Origin of the sequence: Bacillus sp. FSL M7-0558 (assembly GCF_038003245.1) — a bacterium.
Classification (GTDB): Bacteria; Bacillota; Bacilli; order Bacillales; family Bacillaceae; genus Bacillus; species Bacillus pumilus.
Genome location: NZ_JBBOOU010000001.1, coordinates 492,765 through 510,275, shown reverse-complemented (window position 1 = coordinate 510,275; position 17,511 = coordinate 492,765). Strand labels below are relative to the sequence as shown.

The window sequence follows — 17,511 nt, the reverse complement described above, 5'->3', positions numbered from 1 at the left end:
CACAATTTTTACACATTTACATCACGCTTCCAAAAAAGAACCCAAGCCGTGCCAACAAAGAAAACAAAATGCGCCCCTACCATAAATAGAGAAAACAAAGGGCTCATGCCATGGAAGGGCGGCGGTCCTTGAAAGCTGTACTGAGTAAAGTCTGTATTAGCAAAAAGCAGGATTTTCCCCCACTGATTTTCTAAAAGAGACATAATAGGCACAAGTGATTTAGCTGCATATAAAACAAAAAACGAGGTCACAAGCGCAACGAGGCTGTTCCTAAACAAGCTGGAACACATAAAAGCGAAGCTTGCCATCATGATCACTTCCACCCACTGAGATCCGATCACAGCAAACGTATGCTGAAATAATCGTCCCGTACTTTCGTCAAATGCAGTACCAAAGAAAATAAAGCCAAATAGGAAAGCAATGACATAATAAAAAACAAACAAATAAATGACCATAAGCACAAGTGTGATGTATTTTGACAGGAAAATTTGCAGCCTTGTTTTGGGCCGTATCAATAAAAACTTGATCGTTCTTTTTTGAAATTCTGTTGAGATCAAGGTCGCGCCAATGACAACCGCGAGCACCTGTAAAATAAACACGACGTTTGTGGAATAAGCAAAATAGTTGGCGACAGTGTCTTGTCCACCAAAGCTGGAGATGACTCGTTTCAACGCTAGAGCCATCGCTAATTGAAACACAACAATCAATCCAAGTGCAATGAACGTGATCTTTTTCCTCGTAATTTTCTTATGCTCATTCTTGATGAGTTGAAGCATCTGCCGTCCCGCCTTCCGTCCATTTCATAAATGCCTCTTCAATTGATGGCTTTTGAGGCGTCATTTCAAGTACAGCAAATCCAGCCAGAACAAGCTGTTTGTTCAGCTCAGGCACTTGGTCTTTGTTCAATTGAAGTAATACATGCGCTCCGTTTCGTTCATATGTATAGGCATGTGTATCAAGCCATGCAGCCGCCTTTTCCACTGGCTGAATATTCATGAGCATCTGTTCTTTCCCCTCTATGTCTCGAAGCATGGCACTGGCTTTGATCTGTCCTTTTTGAATGATGATCATGCGGTCACACAGCTCTTCAACCTCATGCAATAAATGTGTGGCGAATAAGACGGACGTTCCTTCGTCTCTTACTAGCGTTTGCAAGTGCTCCCTGAATTCCTTCATACCTGCAGGATCAAGTCCATTTGTCGGTTCGTCTAAAATGAGCAGGTTCGGCTGATGTAATATGGCTTGTGCAATCCCAAGCCTTTGTTTCATCCCCAGTGAATATGTCTTCACCTTCTGATGAATGGCGTGCTCCAGACGAACTCTTTTCACCACTTCCTGTATTCGTTCCTCTGTCACTCCATCGTGCATCGCCGCATACAGTTCAAGGTTTTCGAAGCCTGTTAAATAAGAATAAAATTCGGGATTTTCTATGATTGCACCAACAGATGACATCGCATTTAGGAAATCCTCATCCTGTGAATATCCATTGATCATGATTCGGCCATTGTTTTTTTTCATCAAGCCAACGATCAAACGAATCAAGGTTGTTTTTCCAGACCCATTTGGTCCTAGTAAGCCGACGATTTCCCCTTTCCCTATTTCTATAGATATATCTTGTAAGATCATTTTCCGGCCAATTCGTTTATCGACTTTCTCTACTTTTAGAACAGCAGATTCCAACGTGGTTCCTCCTTCTGATGTAAAACCTAAAGCGGCAAATAAGACCGCTCATTCTGTTAAAAGTATATCACGCAAGACAAGGGACTCCATGAAAAAAAGGGCTGATCGAGTCAGCCCTTCTTTTACATTACATGGATAGGTTCGGTGATGCTGCGTCTGTCTCGTGTTTTTTCTCCGTTTCTGTCACAATCACCGCACATGCGGCGTCACCTGTAATATTGACAACGGTTCTTGCCATATCTAATAAGCGGTCTATGCCAAGGATGAGCGCAATGCCTTCAACCGGCAGATTCACAGAGTTCAGTACCATAGCGAGCATAATGAGCCCAACTCCTGGCACACCCGCTGTACCGATACTTGCTAAGACAGCCGTTAAGACAACCGTCAGCATTTGGACAAGCGTCAGTTCAACTCCATACACTTGCGCGATAAAAATAGTCGCGACCCCTTGCATAATCGCTGTGCCATCCATATTAATGGTTGCACCAAGCGGCTGTACAAAGCTTGAAATCGGCTCCGGCACCTTCAAACGTTTCTGGGCTGTTTCCATCGAGACTGGGAGGACTGCGTTACTACTTGACGTACTAAATGCGACAACCATTGCTGGAGAAAATCCTTTGAAAAATGCCATCGGATTTCGCTTCGCTAAAATGGCGACAGTTGACCCATAAGTTAGGAAGAAATGCAGCACGAGCGCAACTAACACGACCGAGAAATAAAGGCCCATCGCTTTCATCGCATCAAATCCCTGACTGCCAATGGCAGTTGCGATCAAACCGAATGTTCCGTACGGTGCGAACTTCATCACTATGCCGACAAGGTACATCATTAATTCATTTCCTTGTTCAAACAGCTTTAGCAAACCTTCCGTCTTCTTCCCAAGCATGGCAATGCCAAGACCTAAAAATACACAAAAGACGATGATTTGAAGCATGTTTCCTTCAACTAAAGATTGGACTGGATTGGTTGGGATGATGTTGAGTAGTGTTTCTGCCATTGATGGGGCTTTCTCTGCGGAATAATCAGCTGCTTTCGTATCAAAATGACCGAATGCTCCCGGCTTGATTAATAAGGCTAATGAAATGCCAATGATGATGGCAAAAGTAGTAGTAAGCAGGAAATAAGTAATGGTTTTTACGCCGATTCTGCCAAGCTTTTTCGGATCACCTAGACCTGCTACACCTAGTGTGATGGAAAAGAATACGATCGGCACCACTAACATTTTAATCAGGTTTAAGAAGATTTGACCTAGAGGCGTAAATAGATAAGGGTCTAACACTTTGAATACATTTGGAGCAAAAATGTTAAGCAATAGTCCTGTGATTGCACCTACAAACAAGGCAATAATAATTTTCGTCGCTAGCTTCAATAAAATCTCCCCTTCCTCATCAAAAAAGACCCACAAGAGAGTTTTCTCGTGGGTCTTTGTTTCCATACACGTACCACTGTTTACTCTCTTCACGCCGATGAGGTTAGCTGACGGGTTAGGACGAAGAGATGTCCTTTTTTCTCACAGAGAAAAATTCACCCCAAAAACATGGGTCCCCCATTCCTTTAGAAGGATTAAGCGTGTGGTAATATGATATTTTCATACTATTTATACCTTATTTTCGGAAAATTGTAAACAGGTTCATATGAACTTTTTAATTACTTTCTTCCTTATTCGTGACCTCCAAAATATCTAAAATGAACACAAAGATCGGGATACCAATAATCAGTCCCCAAATGCCGATGTAGTGTTCAGAGAAGATCAGCACAACAAATGTGAAGAAGATAGGGAGTTCTGTTTTTGCTGACATGAGCTTCGGGTTTAGGAAATAGGCTTCAATGGCATGGATGATGACGATCACAAGCACGATATACAGGACATACATGCCGCCTCCAAGCGTATACGCAATGATGCTGAGTGGAATAAGTGAGATAACCACACCTGCCACAGGGATTAAGCCTAGCAAAAAGACCATGACCGCTAATCCAAATAATTGCGGGAATCCCATAATACCTAGCGCAATGGTTGTTAAAACACAGTTAACAGTTGCAATAATAAACTGTGCTTCGAGTACCTTTCCGAACGTTCTGAAAAATTTACGTCCAAAGAAGGCGATTTCGTTATAGAACACAGAGATTTTACTCGTTTTGAACTTGTTCATGAATTGAATGAGGCGTTCCTTTTCGAACAGGAAGAACATGCTTAATATTAAGGACATAATGACCTGGATACTGAACGTACTGAAATCAGTTAAGTATGTATAGAGGAAATTAAACCCTTTCTCAAAGTAAGCTGATATTTTAAAATCTCCGAATACGTTCGTGATGACATCAATGAAGGGTAAATCTTGTGGATGATCTGCAATTTTCTTTCCTAAATGAAATAGCTGCTCCACCTGTTTGGCGATGATTGGCACAAACACGAATCCGCCAACCGTCAATCCACCAGCCAAAAGAATATACAAAATGGTAATAACCGATTTCTGCCCTATTTTAAGGAAGCGACTTAAAAAGCCTCTAATGACCTCTTCTAACCGATTCATCAAAAAGGTGAATATGAAGGTCAAGAGAATTAAATTCATCATTCCTCTTAATAAATATAAGGCTGTGGCTAATACTACAAATACAGAAAACCGCTTAACACCGGGTTTTTCGAACAATTTTAAAAATGCTGCCATTTCGTTATACACCTGCCAGGACTAAAGTCTATTTTTCATTGGATCTGATATACATTATATCGGATCTTTCTGTAAATTATATAACAAAAGGTCAATGAGGTCTTACGATTCGCACTAAATTTATCAAGCTTTCATGTTTTTTCTTTTTTTACACAAGAAAAAACCGAACCCCATGTAGACATAAGGTTTCGGTTTTGGGTTGTTTTTATACTATACAGCTTGCTTTATATTGCGCATTTCTTGAAGGGCTGTTTTGCTCTTCGCTTCGTCAAATTCACCTTCACTTTTCGCCACAACAATTGTCGCGATTCCATTTCCAATGAGGTTTGTGATGGCTCTTCCTTCGCTCATGAATCGATCTACACCAAGCAGAAGTGCAAGCCCCTCTAGCGGAATGACCTGTAGTGCAGCGAGTGTAGAAGCCAGCACGATAAATCCGCTTCCTGTCACCCCAGCCGCTCCCTTTGATGTGAGCATTAGAACAAGGATAATGGTAATTTGCTGGCCGATAGACAAGTCTACACCAAACACTTGCGCTAAGAAGACCACAGCCATCGATAAGTAGATCGAGGTTCCATCTAAGTTAAAGGAATACCCTGTTGGGATGACAAGACCCACAACAGACTTAGAGCACCCGTAGCGTTCCATTTTATCCATCATTCTTGGCAGTACGGATTCTGATGAGCTTGTGCCAAGAACAATTAAAATTTCATCCTTGATAAATCGCAGGTAACCAAACAGGCTGAAGCCATACATTTTACAAATGATATTCAGCACAACGAAGATGAACAGGAACATAGTCAAATAAACGGAGAGCATCAGACTTGCGAGCGGTTTAATCGATGCCAAACCAAAGTGACCGATTGTATAGGCCATTGCCCCAAATGCACCAAGCGGCGCAGCACGCATGATATATCCAATGATTTTAAAGAAAACAAGTGACAGCTTATCAAGCCACTCAATGATTCCTTTCCCCTTCTCGCCAAGTGCAGCAAGCGCAACACCGAATAAAATAGAGAAGAATAAGACCTGTAAAATATCACCCTTTGCAAAAGCATCTACCATGTTAGATGGCACAATGTGTGTGACAAATTCCATCCAGTCGATACCCTGTCCCCCGTTTTGGGTATACTGTGAAACATCCCCTTTTTCAAGCTTGCTATAGTCCAGACCTGCACCTGGCTTCATGATATTGACGACAAAAAGACCGATGACCAAAGCAAGCGTCGTGACGACTTCAAAATAAATAAATGCTTTTCCCCCAACTTTTCCAACCTTTTTCATATCCCCCATCTTGGCAATACCAAGAACAATGGTTAAGAAAATAATTGGTGCGATGACCATTTTAACGGCATTGATAAAGGTGTCACCAAGCGGCTTCATTTCTTTTCCGACGTTTGGCCAAACCATCCCGACAATGATCCCGATAATGACAGCTGCAATCACCTGAAATGTCAGGTTCTTCAAAAGCCTCTTCATAAAAAATCAACTCCCTCACCCTTTGATGTAAACGCTTAACTGTTATCTGTAGCTAAATGATAGCGATTTCATCAAAGGCTGTGAAGCTTATGAACATATCGTACATTTTGGTCTTTTTGGTCTCTTAGTCAGAATGTACGATATATTTATTGACAGGCCGGCCTACCCCGCCATATTGCATATCTAATTTCAGCTCGCCTTCTTTCACTAAGAAGTCTAAATACCGGCGTGCCGTGACACGTGCAATGCCGAGTGCATTGGCAACTTCCTCTGCAGACTGCGGACCTTCCTGCAAGCTCATATAGGCTTTAATTTCATTCATCGTATGCACATTCAGCCCCTTAGGGAGCCAAGTATCTTCCTGCTTAACAGCAGGCTTTCGTATGATATCATCCAGCATCTCCTGAGAAAATTCTGCTGCTGTGCGAATTTTAGATTTAAACGCTTTATAGCTTTCAAGTGATTCTTTCATACGTTCGAACTTAAATGGCTTGATGATATAATCTCGTGCACCATTTTGAAGCATGGTGCCAATCGTCTCTTTGTCCTTTGCCGCAGAAATAACGATCACGTCCACCTGTATCTTTTGCTTTCTAATGTCTTGAAGCGTCTTTACGCCATCTTTTTTTGGCATATATACATCGAGGACAACAAGGTCTGGACGAATTTCTTTGATGAGCTGGATGCCCTGCTCCCCATTACCTGCGATTGCCGCCACTTGAAAGCCAGGAACACTCTTAATGAACTCCTTATTCACTTCTTGCACCATCGGATCATCTTCAATTAATAGCACCTTAATCTGAGTCATCTGTCTCTCTCCTCTATGATCATTGGGAATTCGATTGAGAAGGTGGTACCAATGCCGATGCTTGATGTGACTTCTACATTTCCCATCCCTTTGTCGATAATCGTTTTTACAATATACAGGCCATAGCCTGTTCCGCCTTCTTTGCCGTGTGTGAAGCCTTTATCGAAAATAGAAGGAATCATTTCCTCTTCAATCCCGGAGCCATTGTCTTCAATTAAAATCGCGAGGACATCCTCGGTTTGATCAATACTAATCGAAATGCGTTTTGTGTCTCTTTCAACAGTATCATATGAGGCAAAGGCGTTCTCGATCAGGTTGCCAAGCAGCTTCGTCATATCATGCTGATCTAGACGCTCAGGGAAATCACGCAGACAGCTATGTTCGTCTACTTCGACCTTTATGCCTAGCTCCTTGCCCCTTCTGATTTTGCTCATCAATAATCCCGCAACGGCATCATGCTGTATGACGCGGTGAAGAAAGTCCAGCACATGTTCCTGTTCTTCCGTCGTTTGAAAGGCTAAATCGAGCGCCTGATCGGGTTTACCAAGCTGAATCAGCCCGGCAATCGTATGAAGCTTATTCATATGCTCATGATTTTGCACCCGCAGACCGTCTACAAAGTTCTTAACCCCGGTTAGCTCCTCTGCTAATTTTGCCGCTTCTGTCCGGTCCTGAAAAATGGCGACCGCTCCGATAATTTTCTTTTTCATGACAATCGGAATCCGGCTGCTCATAATCCGCTTTCCGCTCATATGAATTTCTTCATTGTAGACGGGTTCTGCGCGATCAATGATCTCTGGAAGTCTTGTGTCAGACAGCACATCCCAAATATTCCTGCCTACGACATCCCCTGTCACGCCAAAGATTTGCTTCGCCTTTTCATTAAAAATGGTGATCATGTGCTGATTATCAATGGCGATGACCCCTTCATTAATAGAGTGAAAGGTTGCGGTGCGCTCCTCTAGCATTCTGACAATCTCATGCGGCTCCAGCTTAAACATTTGCTGTTTAATATGACGAGCGAGTAAAAATGAACCTACAAGCCCAAAGCTGAGCGTCAGCAAAAGGATCATGAGGATATCCCGCTTCATTTCTCCTAATATATCGATCATACTTGGCAGCGTTCTCCCTACAAGGACGACCCCTGTTTGATTAAATTGATCATCCTTCACTGGATAAAAGGCTCTGATGGCGGTCCCAAGCTCTCCCTCTGCTTCTGAGAAATAAATATGCTCGGCAAAAGCAGGCTCTTCATCTGTCCCCTCCGAACGCTGGCCAATCCTTGCTTTCACTGGATGCGTTAATCTCACATGCTCCATATCCATGACGACAATGTAGTCAGCGTCTTGAATAATCCGAATCTCTTCGATGGCATGCTGTAATCGGTCACGTTTCTTTGTTTGATCAGCTAACGCCTGCTTTACCTCATTCATCTCCGCAACTGTTCTCGCTGTGTTCATGAGCCTTTTTCGAAGCTCTCGTTCCTCTGTTTGCTGGATTCCCCCAACAAGGACAATTCCTCCGATTAAAAGGGCGAAAATGACAACGAAATATGTGAGGATGGTGAGCTTCCATCTAATAGATAATTGTTGTAATTTCAATCGATTTCTCATCATTTTTTTCACCTGTATCTTTACGAATTCTTCCTCGGTCAAGTATGCTTGACATAAGGGGGATCGGACGCATGAAGAATTTACTCGCCTATACACTATTGCTCTTGATCGGTTTTGTAACCGCTTTATACTTTGGTTTCTATCATATGATGCCAAAAGCAGCGACGACCTTTGACGATGAACAGACAGGGCTGAAGGATCAGCTTGTGTTCAAATTTAGCCATGTCGTGGCAGATAATACACCAAAAGGACTTGCCGCAAAGAAATTTGCTGAGCTTGTGCACGAAAAATCCGATGGGAAGATCACCATTCAAATTTTCTCCAACGGAAGTCTTTATTCTGATATAGAAGAAATTAATGCACTCAAAGAGAATCAAGTTCAATTTATCGCACCATCTACCTCGAAGCTCGGCATGCTATCCTCTGAGTGGCTGGCACTTGACCTTCCTTTTGCTTTTTCTAATTATGATGCGGTTCAGGAAGGCTTGCACGGTGCAATTGGACAAAGATTGTTTGGCACCCTGCAAAAAGACGGGCTAAAGGGAATGGCGTATTGGACAAATGGCTTTAAGCAAATCACCTCTAATAAAGGTCCAATCAAACAGCCTAGTGATTTAAAAAACCAATCTCTCCGCATTATGCAAAGCGACATGATTGAAAAACAATTCAAACTTCTTGGCGCAAAGCCCTATCAGGAATCGTTTAATTCGACGTTTCAGCTATTAGAAACAAAAAAAGTAGATGGTGAAGAAAATACCATTTCAAATATTTATTCAAAAAAATTCTATCATATACAAGACTATATGACGATCAGTAATCACGGGTATTTAGGCTATGTGGTCTTAACAGATCAATCCTTCTTTGATCGCCAGACACCTGAAACGAAACGAATTTTACTTGAAGCTATGGAAGAAACAACAGCTTGGAATGAAAAACATGCAGAACAGATGAACAAAGATCAACTGGAGGACATTAAACGGGAATCGCAGATTGCCATTCATGAATTGACGCCAGCAGAAAGACAAAAATGGATGAAAGCCCTCGATCCTTTGTATGAGGAAGCCGAAAAAACCATTGGTTCTACCCTAATCAAACAGATTCGTGAGCTGCGTGCGCGTTATGAACATTCTCCGATCCATGCTTTTCAAGAAGAGGATAAGACCAAATAAAAAATCCCTTTGAGAAAGGGATTTTTTATGCACCAGATTCACTCTGTTCTTGCTGCGTGAGCTCTTCTAATCTTGAGACAATTCTTCGCTTTCGGTATTGCATCATGCCTGTTTCGGCAATACTTTTTAGTTGTGAGCGGTTGGAAACTGCGCCAAATAAAATCCCTGCTACGGGAACAAGCTGAAACAGTTTCTTCCAGCCAAATGAATCTCGGTAATTATAGACTACCTCACGCCATCCTTGGATTTGTGAGAACATGTTTTCGTGTTTCCCTTCGGAAGCATGATAGCTCCTGAGTTCTTTTAATATCGATTTCTTCCCAACCACATCAGCAGAGGTCAACTGTAAGCATTTTATGATGAAGACCCGCTCTTCCTTGTTTTTAGGATCATAGCCATAGGTGACGGCAATATCCTGTAATGTTTTAAGGGAGAGACCAAGTACCGCAGGAATATCTGCAGCCAGTGTAAACATACCACCGACACCCGTTGTCGCCCCTTGTACCGTGGCGAGATTCGTCCTATTTCTCCCCATATGTTCACTAATCGCATCCATGATTTCAATTGGAGCTTTTTCTATATCTTCTATACGCTGAATCGATTCGTCGGCACATTTCTTTTGAAATTGATGGATGATGCCTTTTTCTGATGTCAAATAGGCACCGCCTGATTGAATGTAATGCCCCATTTCATCTAGCAGCACACCGATTTTTTTCTGGATAAAGGCAGGCGTCAGCTTGTCCAGCATTTGAAATGGCAGGCGGCTAAGTTTCTCCCAAAACCATACCTTTTGCTGATCTTTCTCCCACTGTTCAATCTGCTTTAATTGTGCTTTTAGCCACTCTCTTTCCTCCATGCCTTTTTCCTCCTTAGATGCTGCTGAAGTATTTGTTTGTTATTATACACAATCCTTTTCCATCATACGTATAGAACATTGAATCGGTTTCGAAAGGTTTGAAACTTTTTCAAAACGGTTATTGCTTAATACACAAACAAAAAGAGGAGTGATCAACATGTTAGGATTTCTGATTTCATTAGTTGTGGCGATTGTCATCGGCCTTATTGGCAGTGCACTCGCTGGAGGTAGTGTACCAGGAGGATGGATCGGTTCAATGATTGCAGGACTTGCAGGTGCTTGGATTGGTCATGGATTACTTGGAACGTGGGGTCCTAGTTTGGCAGGCTTTGCGATCATTCCAGCAATCTTAGGTGCAGCGATCTTTGTCATCATCTTAAGCCTGATCTTCCGTAGTGTGGGATCAAGGGTATCTTAAAAAAACAAATAACAGAGGAAGCAGTAGGGACACCGTCTATAAAGGCGGTGTTTTTTATGTGTTGGATTGACAAGGTATCTATTTTTTTCACTTACATATGATAAACAAACCTATTAGTTCAGATAGTTGACTTTTCATGAAGATGGGCATATGATGATTAAAAATTGCATCAAGGAAACATTTTGTGCCCAAGCAAAACTTTGTAGAATCTAGGTGATGACATATGACAAACAAATACATCGAGGCACAGGCACACATGTCAGAGGCAGCTGAGCGTGCACTTGAAGGAAAAGTCAAGGGATTTAGAAGACTCCTTCCTTTTCTCGGTCCTGCTTTTATCGCAGCCATTGCTTATATTGATCCAGGAAATTTCGCCACCAACATTGCGGCTGGCTCCAAATATGGATATCTCCTTTTATGGGTCATTCTCATATCAAATCTCATGGCTTTGCTCATCCAGTCTTTATCCGCAAAGCTTGGAATTGCGACAGGCAAAAACTTACCTGAAATCGCACGTGAAGAGTTTCCAAAGCCCGTTTCGATCGGTTTATGGATTCAGGGAGAGCTCGTCATTATTGCCACGGATTTAGCTGAGTTTATCGGGGCGGCACTTGGTTTATACTTGCTCTTTCGAATCCCGCTGCTTGAAGCATCCATTATCGCGGCTATCGGTTCATTTGCGATATTGGAGCTGCAAAGACGAGGATATCGAGCATTAGAAGCAGGTATTACAGGCATGTTGTTCGTTGTCGTGATCGCTTTCGCTGTACAAACCTTTGTCGCCAAACCAGATATCGCAAGTGTCGCTGGCGGACTGTTCATTCCAAAATTTGATGGCGCAGACAGCGTGCTGCTTGCAGCTGGAATTTTAGGTGCCACTGTGATGCCTCACGCAATCTACTTACATTCAGCTTTAACCCAAAGAAGAGTCGTCGGCAGAACGGAAAAGGAGAAAAAGCAGATTTTCCGCTTTGAGTTTTTAGATATCCTCATTGCAATGATCGTCGCCGGGGCCATCAATGCCAGCATGTTGATTGTGGCAGCCGCTTTATTTTATAAAAATGGTCTTTTTGTTGAAGATTTGGATGTTGCGTTTCAGCATTTTGGTACACTCGCAGGGCCTGTATCAGCCATCTTATTTGGTGTAGGTCTGCTTGTAGCCGGACTATCCAGCTCTTCTGTCGGTACATTGTCAGGCGATATCATTATGCAGGGCTTTATTCAATACCGGATCCCGCTGTATGTTCGCCGGCTGATTACCATCATTCCTCCTATTGCGATTATTGCATCTGGAGTGAATCCGACCTCTGCGCTTGTGATGAGTCAGGTCGTCTTATCGTTTGGGATTGCTTTTGCTTTAATTCCGCTCATTTTATTTACAAGTAAAAAACGAATTATGGGTGAATTGACGAATGCCCGCTGGGTGACAGGAATATCTTGGGTGATAGCAGCTCTTGTTGTAGCACTTAATCTCTTCTTAATTGTAGATACGTTTATGTAAAAGACAGTGTTGAGCTGTCTTTTTCTTTCCATTTGGTTATGGTAGAATTCCCCTGAGAGGATGTGGGTACATGTTTGTTTATCAGGATCAAGAGATATCCATGCGGCTGCTTGAGCCAAGAGACGCAAGAAGTCTGTATTTGCTCATCCAGCGGTCGAGAGAGCATTTACGTGAATGGATGCTTTGGGTGGATTCAACACAGACAGAGGAAGACAGTATGGCGTTTATCCAAGGTGCGATGCAGCAAGCGATGCAGAACAACGGTTTTCAAGCGGGCATTTGGTCACATGGAGAACTTGTCGGCATCATTGGCACCCATCAAATTCATTGGATCAATAGAACCGTTTCAGTCGGCTATTGGCTCGGAGAAGGCCATCAAGGAAAAGGCATCATGACAAAAGCATGCCAAGCAGTCATTCGCTATTTATTTGAAGAGTGCGGGCTGCATCGTATCGAGATTAGGGCTGCTGTCGATAACCAGAAAAGCAGACGCATCCCAGAGCGATTATCCTTTTCGCTTGAGGGAATTTTAAGACAATGTGAATGGCTGGGCAATCGCTTTACCGATCATTGTGTGTACGCCCTTTTACAGCCTGAATATATAAAACAAAAAACGCATTCGATGAATCAGCCCACTTAATTGTGTCGATTGCATGAATTATTTTACAAAGTGAAGCTTTGTAGTATCCGTTGTGATCGGCATCTGATAAAATAGAAGGAAAAATCGAGGTATGATGTATGTCTCTTATTATTTTATTTTACTTATGGATTGTCCCTTTGTTATTTGGTATTTTCTTCTCCTTTCTAACAAAGAAAGCCACCTACAAACGCCGCTTTGTCCCATCCTATAGCATGATAGGACTCAGCATCGTTTTTCTCATTCTGGCACTCGTCTTTTCAGCAAGCCATTTTCTATTTATTTGCGGTATGTTCCTATTTGCCACCACCCTTGTTGGCACAGGCATTCCCTTATTCTTAGCCTTTGGAAAAACACCATCCTAAACAAAAACCACCTTTTCACGATGGAAAGGTGGTTTCTTTTTATTGAAGAGGCATTCGGTATGTCATTGTGGCATTTGGATGTTCTTCAATCGTCTTCATCATGTCTTGAAGGATCTCGGCTGCGCGATCATTTGAGTCATACTTGCCGAGCATCTTTGCCCAGGAAGTACTCCCCAAGATCATCCCTTCAATTTTTTTGCCGCTTACTGAGACTTCTTGGACATGAATCAGAGTTTGTTGGTTTTGTGTGAGAATCCATAGCATGGTTGTTTCTCCTTTTTTGTGGTGGTTTGTCAGTAAAGATACACATTTATACTCAACAACGTATCGAAATCCTCTCACTTATTAAGATTATGAACCAAATGTTTCTCAATTTTTATATCGTTACCATAAACTTCAAAATAAGAAAAATCGAATGCTCGAATTTCAATATCAGCTAAAGAGTGTTGAATGCCCTCATCTTCTTCTGTTTCTGGCATTGAATTCAAATCCCATTCAATCTGTAAACCTTTTTGAAATCCTATAAAAACACCTGATTCAAATTGAACAACTTGTCTTACACTATATATCAATTGGTCTGTTGACATTACACTCAAATCTTGGGTTGGAAATAGCTCGAAAAGAGAAGAATGAGTCGAGCCAAAGACATCAAAGACATACCATTGATAATCCTGTTTAAATTCCTTTATACACAATAGAATCTCAGCAAGCTGATCGCCTAAGCAAGATAATTCATCATTAAAATATTCCATACCTCTTATTTTTAATAGAAACTCTGATTCTTTTACACCCATTCAAATCTCCTCCAAATTATTCTTTAAAACTCCATGATCCATCCTTAAAAACCGCAGGATGAGAGTGGGGATTTGTGTGATCACCTCTACCATGATTCGTCCAATCTGTTCTTTGTATCGGCGTACCATCTTTTCCCCATTCGAGGGTTTGAATGTACCCCGCTTTACGCCCTTTCCTATAACCAATTTGCGTATGAGGAAACTGTGAATCTGGTTTATGGACGGTTCCATTGATTAACTTCCCATTCTCGTTTTTTGGTAGACTCGCATTTTTACCATTTTTATCTTTCGGGATATATTTGGGCTTATTAATGGAATCTAAATTACTTTTAATTCCCTTCGCCCCAAACGGCAAAAGCATTCCCAGCGCCGCATTCATACTCGCTTCCTGCTGTTCTTTCGAGACCTTATTTCCAAACATATCACGCCCTGTAATCGCTTCGCTGAAGCCGTTTGTGGCGGTAAGACCATATAAGCCTTTTTGAGATGTTTTTAGGGCGTCAAAAGACTTTTGCGATGTCTTGTAAATGTCGACTGCTCTGACTGCGGCTGATGTGGATTGGGTGGTTTTGTAGACGGCTTTTCCACCTTTGAAAATGCGTCCTGCCCATCCGACGATTGGGATATAACCCGCTGCTGCCATGCCGCCTGCGGCGACGCGCTGACCTGCGGTGAGTTCTTCCCCTGTAATTGGGTCAACGCCAGTTGCGGCTCGTTTTGCATCGTTCACGCCTGTCAATTCATTGACGATATTTCCGCCATAATCGAGTGCTTTTTCATACCAAGGACGGTTGGCGAGTGCTTCTTGTTCCTTTGCGATCTCGCGGGCTTCCTGTTGTTCTTTTTTAATGTTGAGATATTCGGAAGTTTGCTTCTCAATATCGCTTTTTGCCTTGTAGATTTCACTATTTTGATACGCTTTCTTGTCAAAATTCATAGGCGAAATGGCTTTTCCGTCATTTGTGGCATTCATCATTTCCGTATACAATGCCATTGTAGCTTGCTGCTCCGTCTCTGACAAAGCATATTCATCTTTTAAATTTTGATCAAGCTCTCTTAGGTCTTTCACTGTCTTTTTTCGCTCGTCTTCCGCATCTGCAATTTTTTCATCAAAGGTTTGACTATCAAATACCTCCAGTGAAATGAGGTCGTCGATGTCTTGAAAAATCGTTTTAAGCGCCTTTTTTTGATCCTTCACAATGCTTTTGGCATTTTTGATGCCCATATGTACAGCGTTGTCTAAAAAGTGTTCTTCTACAAAGGTTTCGCCGCCAAAACTCGTATCATCAAGTGTCCCAGAAACACCTTCATGAAAGGCTTTTTGCTTATCAATGAAGCTGATAAACATATCTACATTTCCAGCCAGTTCTTTATAAAAGCTTTTAATGTTATCGGCACCTTTTCCAGTGAAATCATCACCGAGGTTTACCACGCCTTGAAGTGTCTTTTTTAAGTCTACCATTTGTTCACGGAGTTCCTGGTAGTGTTTTGCCCTTGCATCCATGGCACTTGTTAGTGCTTTTGCATCAAGTATCTTGCCCAGAAGAAGTCACTCCCTCCATTATTGATCATAAAGTCTATTTTACCTTTCTCAGCGAATTGGAAAAATAGGCTTTAAGTTACAAAAATTATTTCCAAATATTTTAATAGAGATGAAGGCAAGTGACAATTGAAATATTTTTCCTAATCATCGCAAAAAAAGTCAGCCCTCTTTTCAGAAGACCGACTACTTTGTGTTTAGAAAAAGCGTTTGAGGCTTTTCTTGAGTGGAGGGATATCCAGCTCACCTTTTTCAAAGAATTTTTTCAATAAATATTTACTGAAGCCTGCTGCTTGGGTGTAAGTGATTTTCCCAGGTAACGGAGGTTCATTGGCGACAGCGACATCAATAATGACTGGTTTATCGGATTGAAGAGCTGTATCAAAGGCTGGAGCTAATTCTTCATGTGATGACACGGAGATTCCTTTGCCGCCACACGCTTCTGCAAACTTAGCAAAATCAATATCCTCCAGCTCTATACCATAATTTATGTTTCCTTTTACCTGTTGTTCATATTCAATCATCCCTAAATTGTTGTTGTTTAAGATTACGACAACGATCGGCAGCTTATACTTTACAGCTGTCACAAAGTCTTGCATGACCATTGTGAAGCCTCCATCACCACAGACGGCAATGGCTTGTCGGTTCGGTTCATTCAATTTAGCTGAAATCGCACCAGGTAAACCGCAACCCATTGTGGCAAGCCAGCTGGAGATAATGAAATCCTGCTGTTTCATTTCAAAATGACGTGCCATCCATACCGTGACATTACCAACATCAACTGAAAGAATGGCATTGTCCTCGACTGCTTCTTCTAGTCTAGCAATGACTTGCTGCGGTTTAATTGGTGAAGTAGCAACAGATTTTTCTTTATCCATTTCTTCTCGCCACTTCATCATATGCTCTGTACAAGCTTCAAGAAAGCCACGCTGTTCTTTATATTCAATGTAGGAAGTTAGTTCATGCAAACCACTCTTGCTGTCGCTCACAATTCCCACATCTACCGGATACCTTTTGCCGATTTGATCTGGTTTAATATCTAGTTGAATGGCTGGCGTGTCCTCTGGTAAGTAGTCTCTATATGGAAAGGAGGTGCCAAGCATAATTAAAAGATCACATTCTTCCATCGCTTCATATGCCGGCTTCGTTCCAATTTGACCTAAGTTACCTAAAAAGTATGGATGCCTGTCTGGCACAACCCCTTTTGCAGGAAGCGTGATGACGATAGGAGCAGCTGCCTTTTCTGCAAATGAAAGAAGCTCTTCTTTTGCATGTCTTAATCCTTTACCTGCTAAGATGACTGGCTTCTTAGCATTGTTAATCAGCTGAGCTGCCTTTAGCAATTGATCTTTCTTCGCCCGTACTTCTCCCTCAACATAAAGAGGAGATGTATAGACGGGTTTACGCTTTATTTTTTGAGAAAATAAGTCATCCGATACGGTGAGAACTGCCACACCTTTATGGGTATAAGCTGCTTTGATGGCTTGATTCAATAAGTCAGGCAGCGCCTCTGCTGTCTGTACCTGCTGATTAAAGACAGCGACATCGTCAAACATTCGCTCCAATTTGATTTCTTGGAATGTGTCTCTGCCTACTTCGGCCGAAGCAACCTGCCCTGCAATTGCTAAAACTGGTGCACCATCTGCTTTTGCATCATACAGCCCATTTAATAAGTGGACAGCACCCGGCCCAGCAATTGATAAGCAGACACCAAGTTTACCTGTTAGTTTGGCATCAGCCGCCGCTGATAGTGCTGCCACTTCTTCATGTCTCGTTTGGATAAATTTTATTTGACTTGATTCATGCCTAAGTTCTTCAATCAATTCGTTTATACTATCGCCGGGCATTCCATAAATATGTTTCACGCCCCACTCTTCCAGTAGCGCTGTTACTTCTTTTCCTGCGGTTCTTTGCGGCATGTGAGAAAACTCCTTTTTTCTTACTCCATACCACCGCATCCTTTTGATCAAACGTTTCAACCTGCT

17 protein-coding genes and 1 riboswitch are annotated in these 17,511 nt (G+C 42.1%); of the genes, 5 read left to right on the top strand and 12 right to left on the bottom strand.

All coding sequences use genetic code 11. From position 1 onward, the window contains the following. Nucleotides 1–8 precede the first annotated feature (8 nt). The 7 genes from MHB79_RS02435 to MHB79_RS02405 form a co-directional block, all read right to left on the bottom strand. Nucleotides 9–776: an ABC transporter permease gene (locus tag MHB79_RS02435; protein WP_212046680.1), complete on the bottom strand. Its 768-nt coding sequence runs from the start codon at nt 774–776 to the stop codon at nt 9–11. After that, nucleotides 754–1,680 carry an ABC transporter ATP-binding protein gene (locus MHB79_RS02430; protein ID WP_340988857.1) on the bottom strand — a complete coding sequence of 309 codons (927 nt, stop codon included), beginning with the start codon at nt 1,678–1,680 and terminating at the stop codon, nt 754–756. Before MHB79_RS02430 ends, MHB79_RS02435 begins: the two co-directional genes overlap by 23 nt. Before the next feature lie 127 nt (nt 1,681–1,807). Continuing rightward, nucleotides 1,808–3,049, bottom strand: coding sequence for a dicarboxylate/amino acid:cation symporter (locus tag MHB79_RS02425; RefSeq protein WP_340988855.1), 1,242 nt, complete (start codon nt 3,047–3,049; stop codon nt 1,808–1,810). A 78-nt stretch (nt 3,050–3,127) separates the two neighbouring features. Continuing rightward, nucleotides 3,128–3,260, bottom strand: a riboswitch (cyclic di-AMP (ydaO/yuaA leader). Between the two features lie 63 nt (nt 3,261–3,323). Further along, nucleotides 3,324–4,346: an AI-2E family transporter gene (locus tag MHB79_RS02420; protein ID WP_340988853.1), complete on the bottom strand. Its 1,023-nt coding sequence runs from the start codon at nt 4,344–4,346 to the stop codon at nt 3,324–3,326. Nucleotides 4,347–4,556: 210 nt separating this feature from the next. Next, a complete protein-coding gene (gene dctP, locus MHB79_RS02415; RefSeq protein ID WP_003214472.1) occupies nt 4,557–5,825 on the bottom strand; it encodes a C4-dicarboxylate transporter DctP in 1,269 nt (422 codons plus the stop codon). Between the two features lie 124 nt (nt 5,826–5,949). After that, nucleotides 5,950–6,633 (bottom strand): response regulator, encoded by a 684-nt coding sequence (locus tag MHB79_RS02410; protein WP_058015377.1) that lies wholly within the window; start codon nt 6,631–6,633, stop codon nt 5,950–5,952. Then, nucleotides 6,630–8,249, bottom strand: coding sequence for an ATP-binding protein (locus MHB79_RS02405; RefSeq protein ID WP_412056555.1), 1,620 nt, complete (start codon nt 8,247–8,249; stop codon nt 6,630–6,632). The genes MHB79_RS02410 and MHB79_RS02405 overlap by 4 nt, the downstream gene beginning before the upstream one ends. A 68-nt stretch (nt 8,250–8,317) precedes the next feature. On the opposite strand from MHB79_RS02405, the gene MHB79_RS02400 reads away from it, so the two are divergent. Beyond that, nucleotides 8,318–9,415 (top strand): DctP family TRAP transporter solute-binding subunit, encoded by a 1,098-nt coding sequence (locus MHB79_RS02400; RefSeq protein ID WP_137055552.1) that lies wholly within the window; start codon nt 8,318–8,320, stop codon nt 9,413–9,415. A 25-nt stretch (nt 9,416–9,440) separates the two neighbouring features. On the opposite strand, the gene MHB79_RS02395 is transcribed toward MHB79_RS02400, so the two are convergent. Then, on the bottom strand, nt 9,441–10,271 hold the full coding sequence (locus MHB79_RS02395) for an EcsC family protein (protein ID WP_050945536.1): 831 nt from the start codon (nt 10,269–10,271) through the stop codon (nt 9,441–9,443). Between the two features lie 157 nt (nt 10,272–10,428). On the opposite strand from MHB79_RS02395, the gene MHB79_RS02390 reads away from it, so the two are divergent. The 4 genes from MHB79_RS02390 to MHB79_RS02375 all read left to right on the top strand — a co-directional run bounded on the left by MHB79_RS02390 (nt 10,429) and on the right by MHB79_RS02375 (nt 13,192). After that, nucleotides 10,429–10,689, top strand: coding sequence for a GlsB/YeaQ/YmgE family stress response membrane protein (locus MHB79_RS02390; RefSeq protein WP_003214275.1), 261 nt, complete (start codon nt 10,429–10,431; stop codon nt 10,687–10,689). Nucleotides 10,690–10,912: 223 nt separating this feature from the next. Next, nucleotides 10,913–12,190 (top strand): Nramp family divalent metal transporter, encoded by a 1,278-nt coding sequence (locus tag MHB79_RS02385; RefSeq protein ID WP_003214137.1) that lies wholly within the window; start codon nt 10,913–10,915, stop codon nt 12,188–12,190. Between the two features lie 70 nt (nt 12,191–12,260). Then, nucleotides 12,261–12,830 (top strand): GNAT family N-acetyltransferase, encoded by a 570-nt coding sequence (locus MHB79_RS02380; protein WP_003213957.1) that lies wholly within the window; start codon nt 12,261–12,263, stop codon nt 12,828–12,830. 98 nt (nt 12,831–12,928) lie between these two features. Then, nucleotides 12,929–13,192 (top strand): hypothetical protein, encoded by a 264-nt coding sequence (locus tag MHB79_RS02375; RefSeq protein WP_003214365.1) that lies wholly within the window; start codon nt 12,929–12,931, stop codon nt 13,190–13,192. Between the two features lie 39 nt (nt 13,193–13,231). On the opposite strand, the gene MHB79_RS02370 is transcribed toward MHB79_RS02375, so the two are convergent. From MHB79_RS02370 to MHB79_RS02355, 4 genes are all read right to left on the bottom strand, one after another. Continuing rightward, on the bottom strand, nt 13,232–13,456 hold the full coding sequence (locus MHB79_RS02370) for a hypothetical protein (protein WP_003214145.1): 225 nt from the start codon (nt 13,454–13,456) through the stop codon (nt 13,232–13,234). 74 nt (nt 13,457–13,530) lie between these two features. Beyond that, nucleotides 13,531–13,986 (bottom strand): hypothetical protein, encoded by a 456-nt coding sequence (locus tag MHB79_RS02365; RefSeq protein WP_284905686.1) that lies wholly within the window; start codon nt 13,984–13,986, stop codon nt 13,531–13,533. Between the two features lie 16 nt (nt 13,987–14,002). After that, nucleotides 14,003–15,490, bottom strand: coding sequence for a ribonuclease YeeF family protein (locus MHB79_RS02360; protein ID WP_445661248.1), 1,488 nt, complete (start codon nt 15,488–15,490; stop codon nt 14,003–14,005). Between the two features lie 233 nt (nt 15,491–15,723). Beyond that, nucleotides 15,724–17,445, bottom strand: coding sequence for a pyruvate oxidase (locus MHB79_RS02355; protein WP_340988849.1), 1,722 nt, complete (start codon nt 17,443–17,445; stop codon nt 15,724–15,726). Nucleotides 17,446–17,511: the final 66 nt, after the last annotated feature.

Coding starts and splice junctions, on each gene's coding strand:
- MHB79_RS02420 (WP_340988853.1), bottom strand. CDS start 4,346: ATGGCAGCATTTTTAAAATTGTTCGAAAAACCCGGTGTTAAGCGGTTT.
- MHB79_RS02435 (WP_212046680.1), bottom strand. CDS start 776: ATGCTTCAACTCATCAAGAATGAGCATAAGAAAATTACGAGGAAAAAG.
- MHB79_RS02410 (WP_058015377.1), bottom strand. CDS start 6,633: ATGACTCAGATTAAGGTGCTATTAATTGAAGATGATCCGATGGTGCAA.
- dctP (WP_003214472.1), bottom strand. CDS start 5,825: ATGAAGAGGCTTTTGAAGAACCTGACATTTCAGGTGATTGCAGCTGTC.
- MHB79_RS02360 (WP_445661248.1), bottom strand. CDS start 15,490: ATGGATGCAAGGGCAAAACACTACCAGGAACTCCGTGAACAAATGGTA.
- MHB79_RS02370 (WP_003214145.1), bottom strand. CDS start 13,456: ATGCTATGGATTCTCACACAAAACCAACAAACTCTGATTCATGTCCAA.
- MHB79_RS02395 (WP_050945536.1), bottom strand. CDS start 10,271: ATGGAGGAAAGAGAGTGGCTAAAAGCACAATTAAAGCAGATTGAACAG.
- MHB79_RS02375 (WP_003214365.1), top strand. CDS start 12,929: ATGTCTCTTATTATTTTATTTTACTTATGGATTGTCCCTTTGTTATTT.
- MHB79_RS02355 (WP_340988849.1), bottom strand. CDS start 17,445: ATGCCGCAAAGAACCGCAGGAAAAGAAGTAACAGCGCTACTGGAAGAG.
- MHB79_RS02400 (WP_137055552.1), top strand. CDS start 8,318: ATGAAGAATTTACTCGCCTATACACTATTGCTCTTGATCGGTTTTGTA.
- MHB79_RS02385 (WP_003214137.1), top strand. CDS start 10,913: ATGACAAACAAATACATCGAGGCACAGGCACACATGTCAGAGGCAGCT.
- MHB79_RS02365 (WP_284905686.1), bottom strand. CDS start 13,986: ATGGGTGTAAAAGAATCAGAGTTTCTATTAAAAATAAGAGGTATGGAA.
- MHB79_RS02405 (WP_412056555.1), bottom strand. CDS start 8,249: ATGATGAGAAATCGATTGAAATTACAACAATTATCTATTAGATGGAAG.
- MHB79_RS02380 (WP_003213957.1), top strand. CDS start 12,261: ATGTTTGTTTATCAGGATCAAGAGATATCCATGCGGCTGCTTGAGCCA.
- MHB79_RS02390 (WP_003214275.1), top strand. CDS start 10,429: ATGTTAGGATTTCTGATTTCATTAGTTGTGGCGATTGTCATCGGCCTT.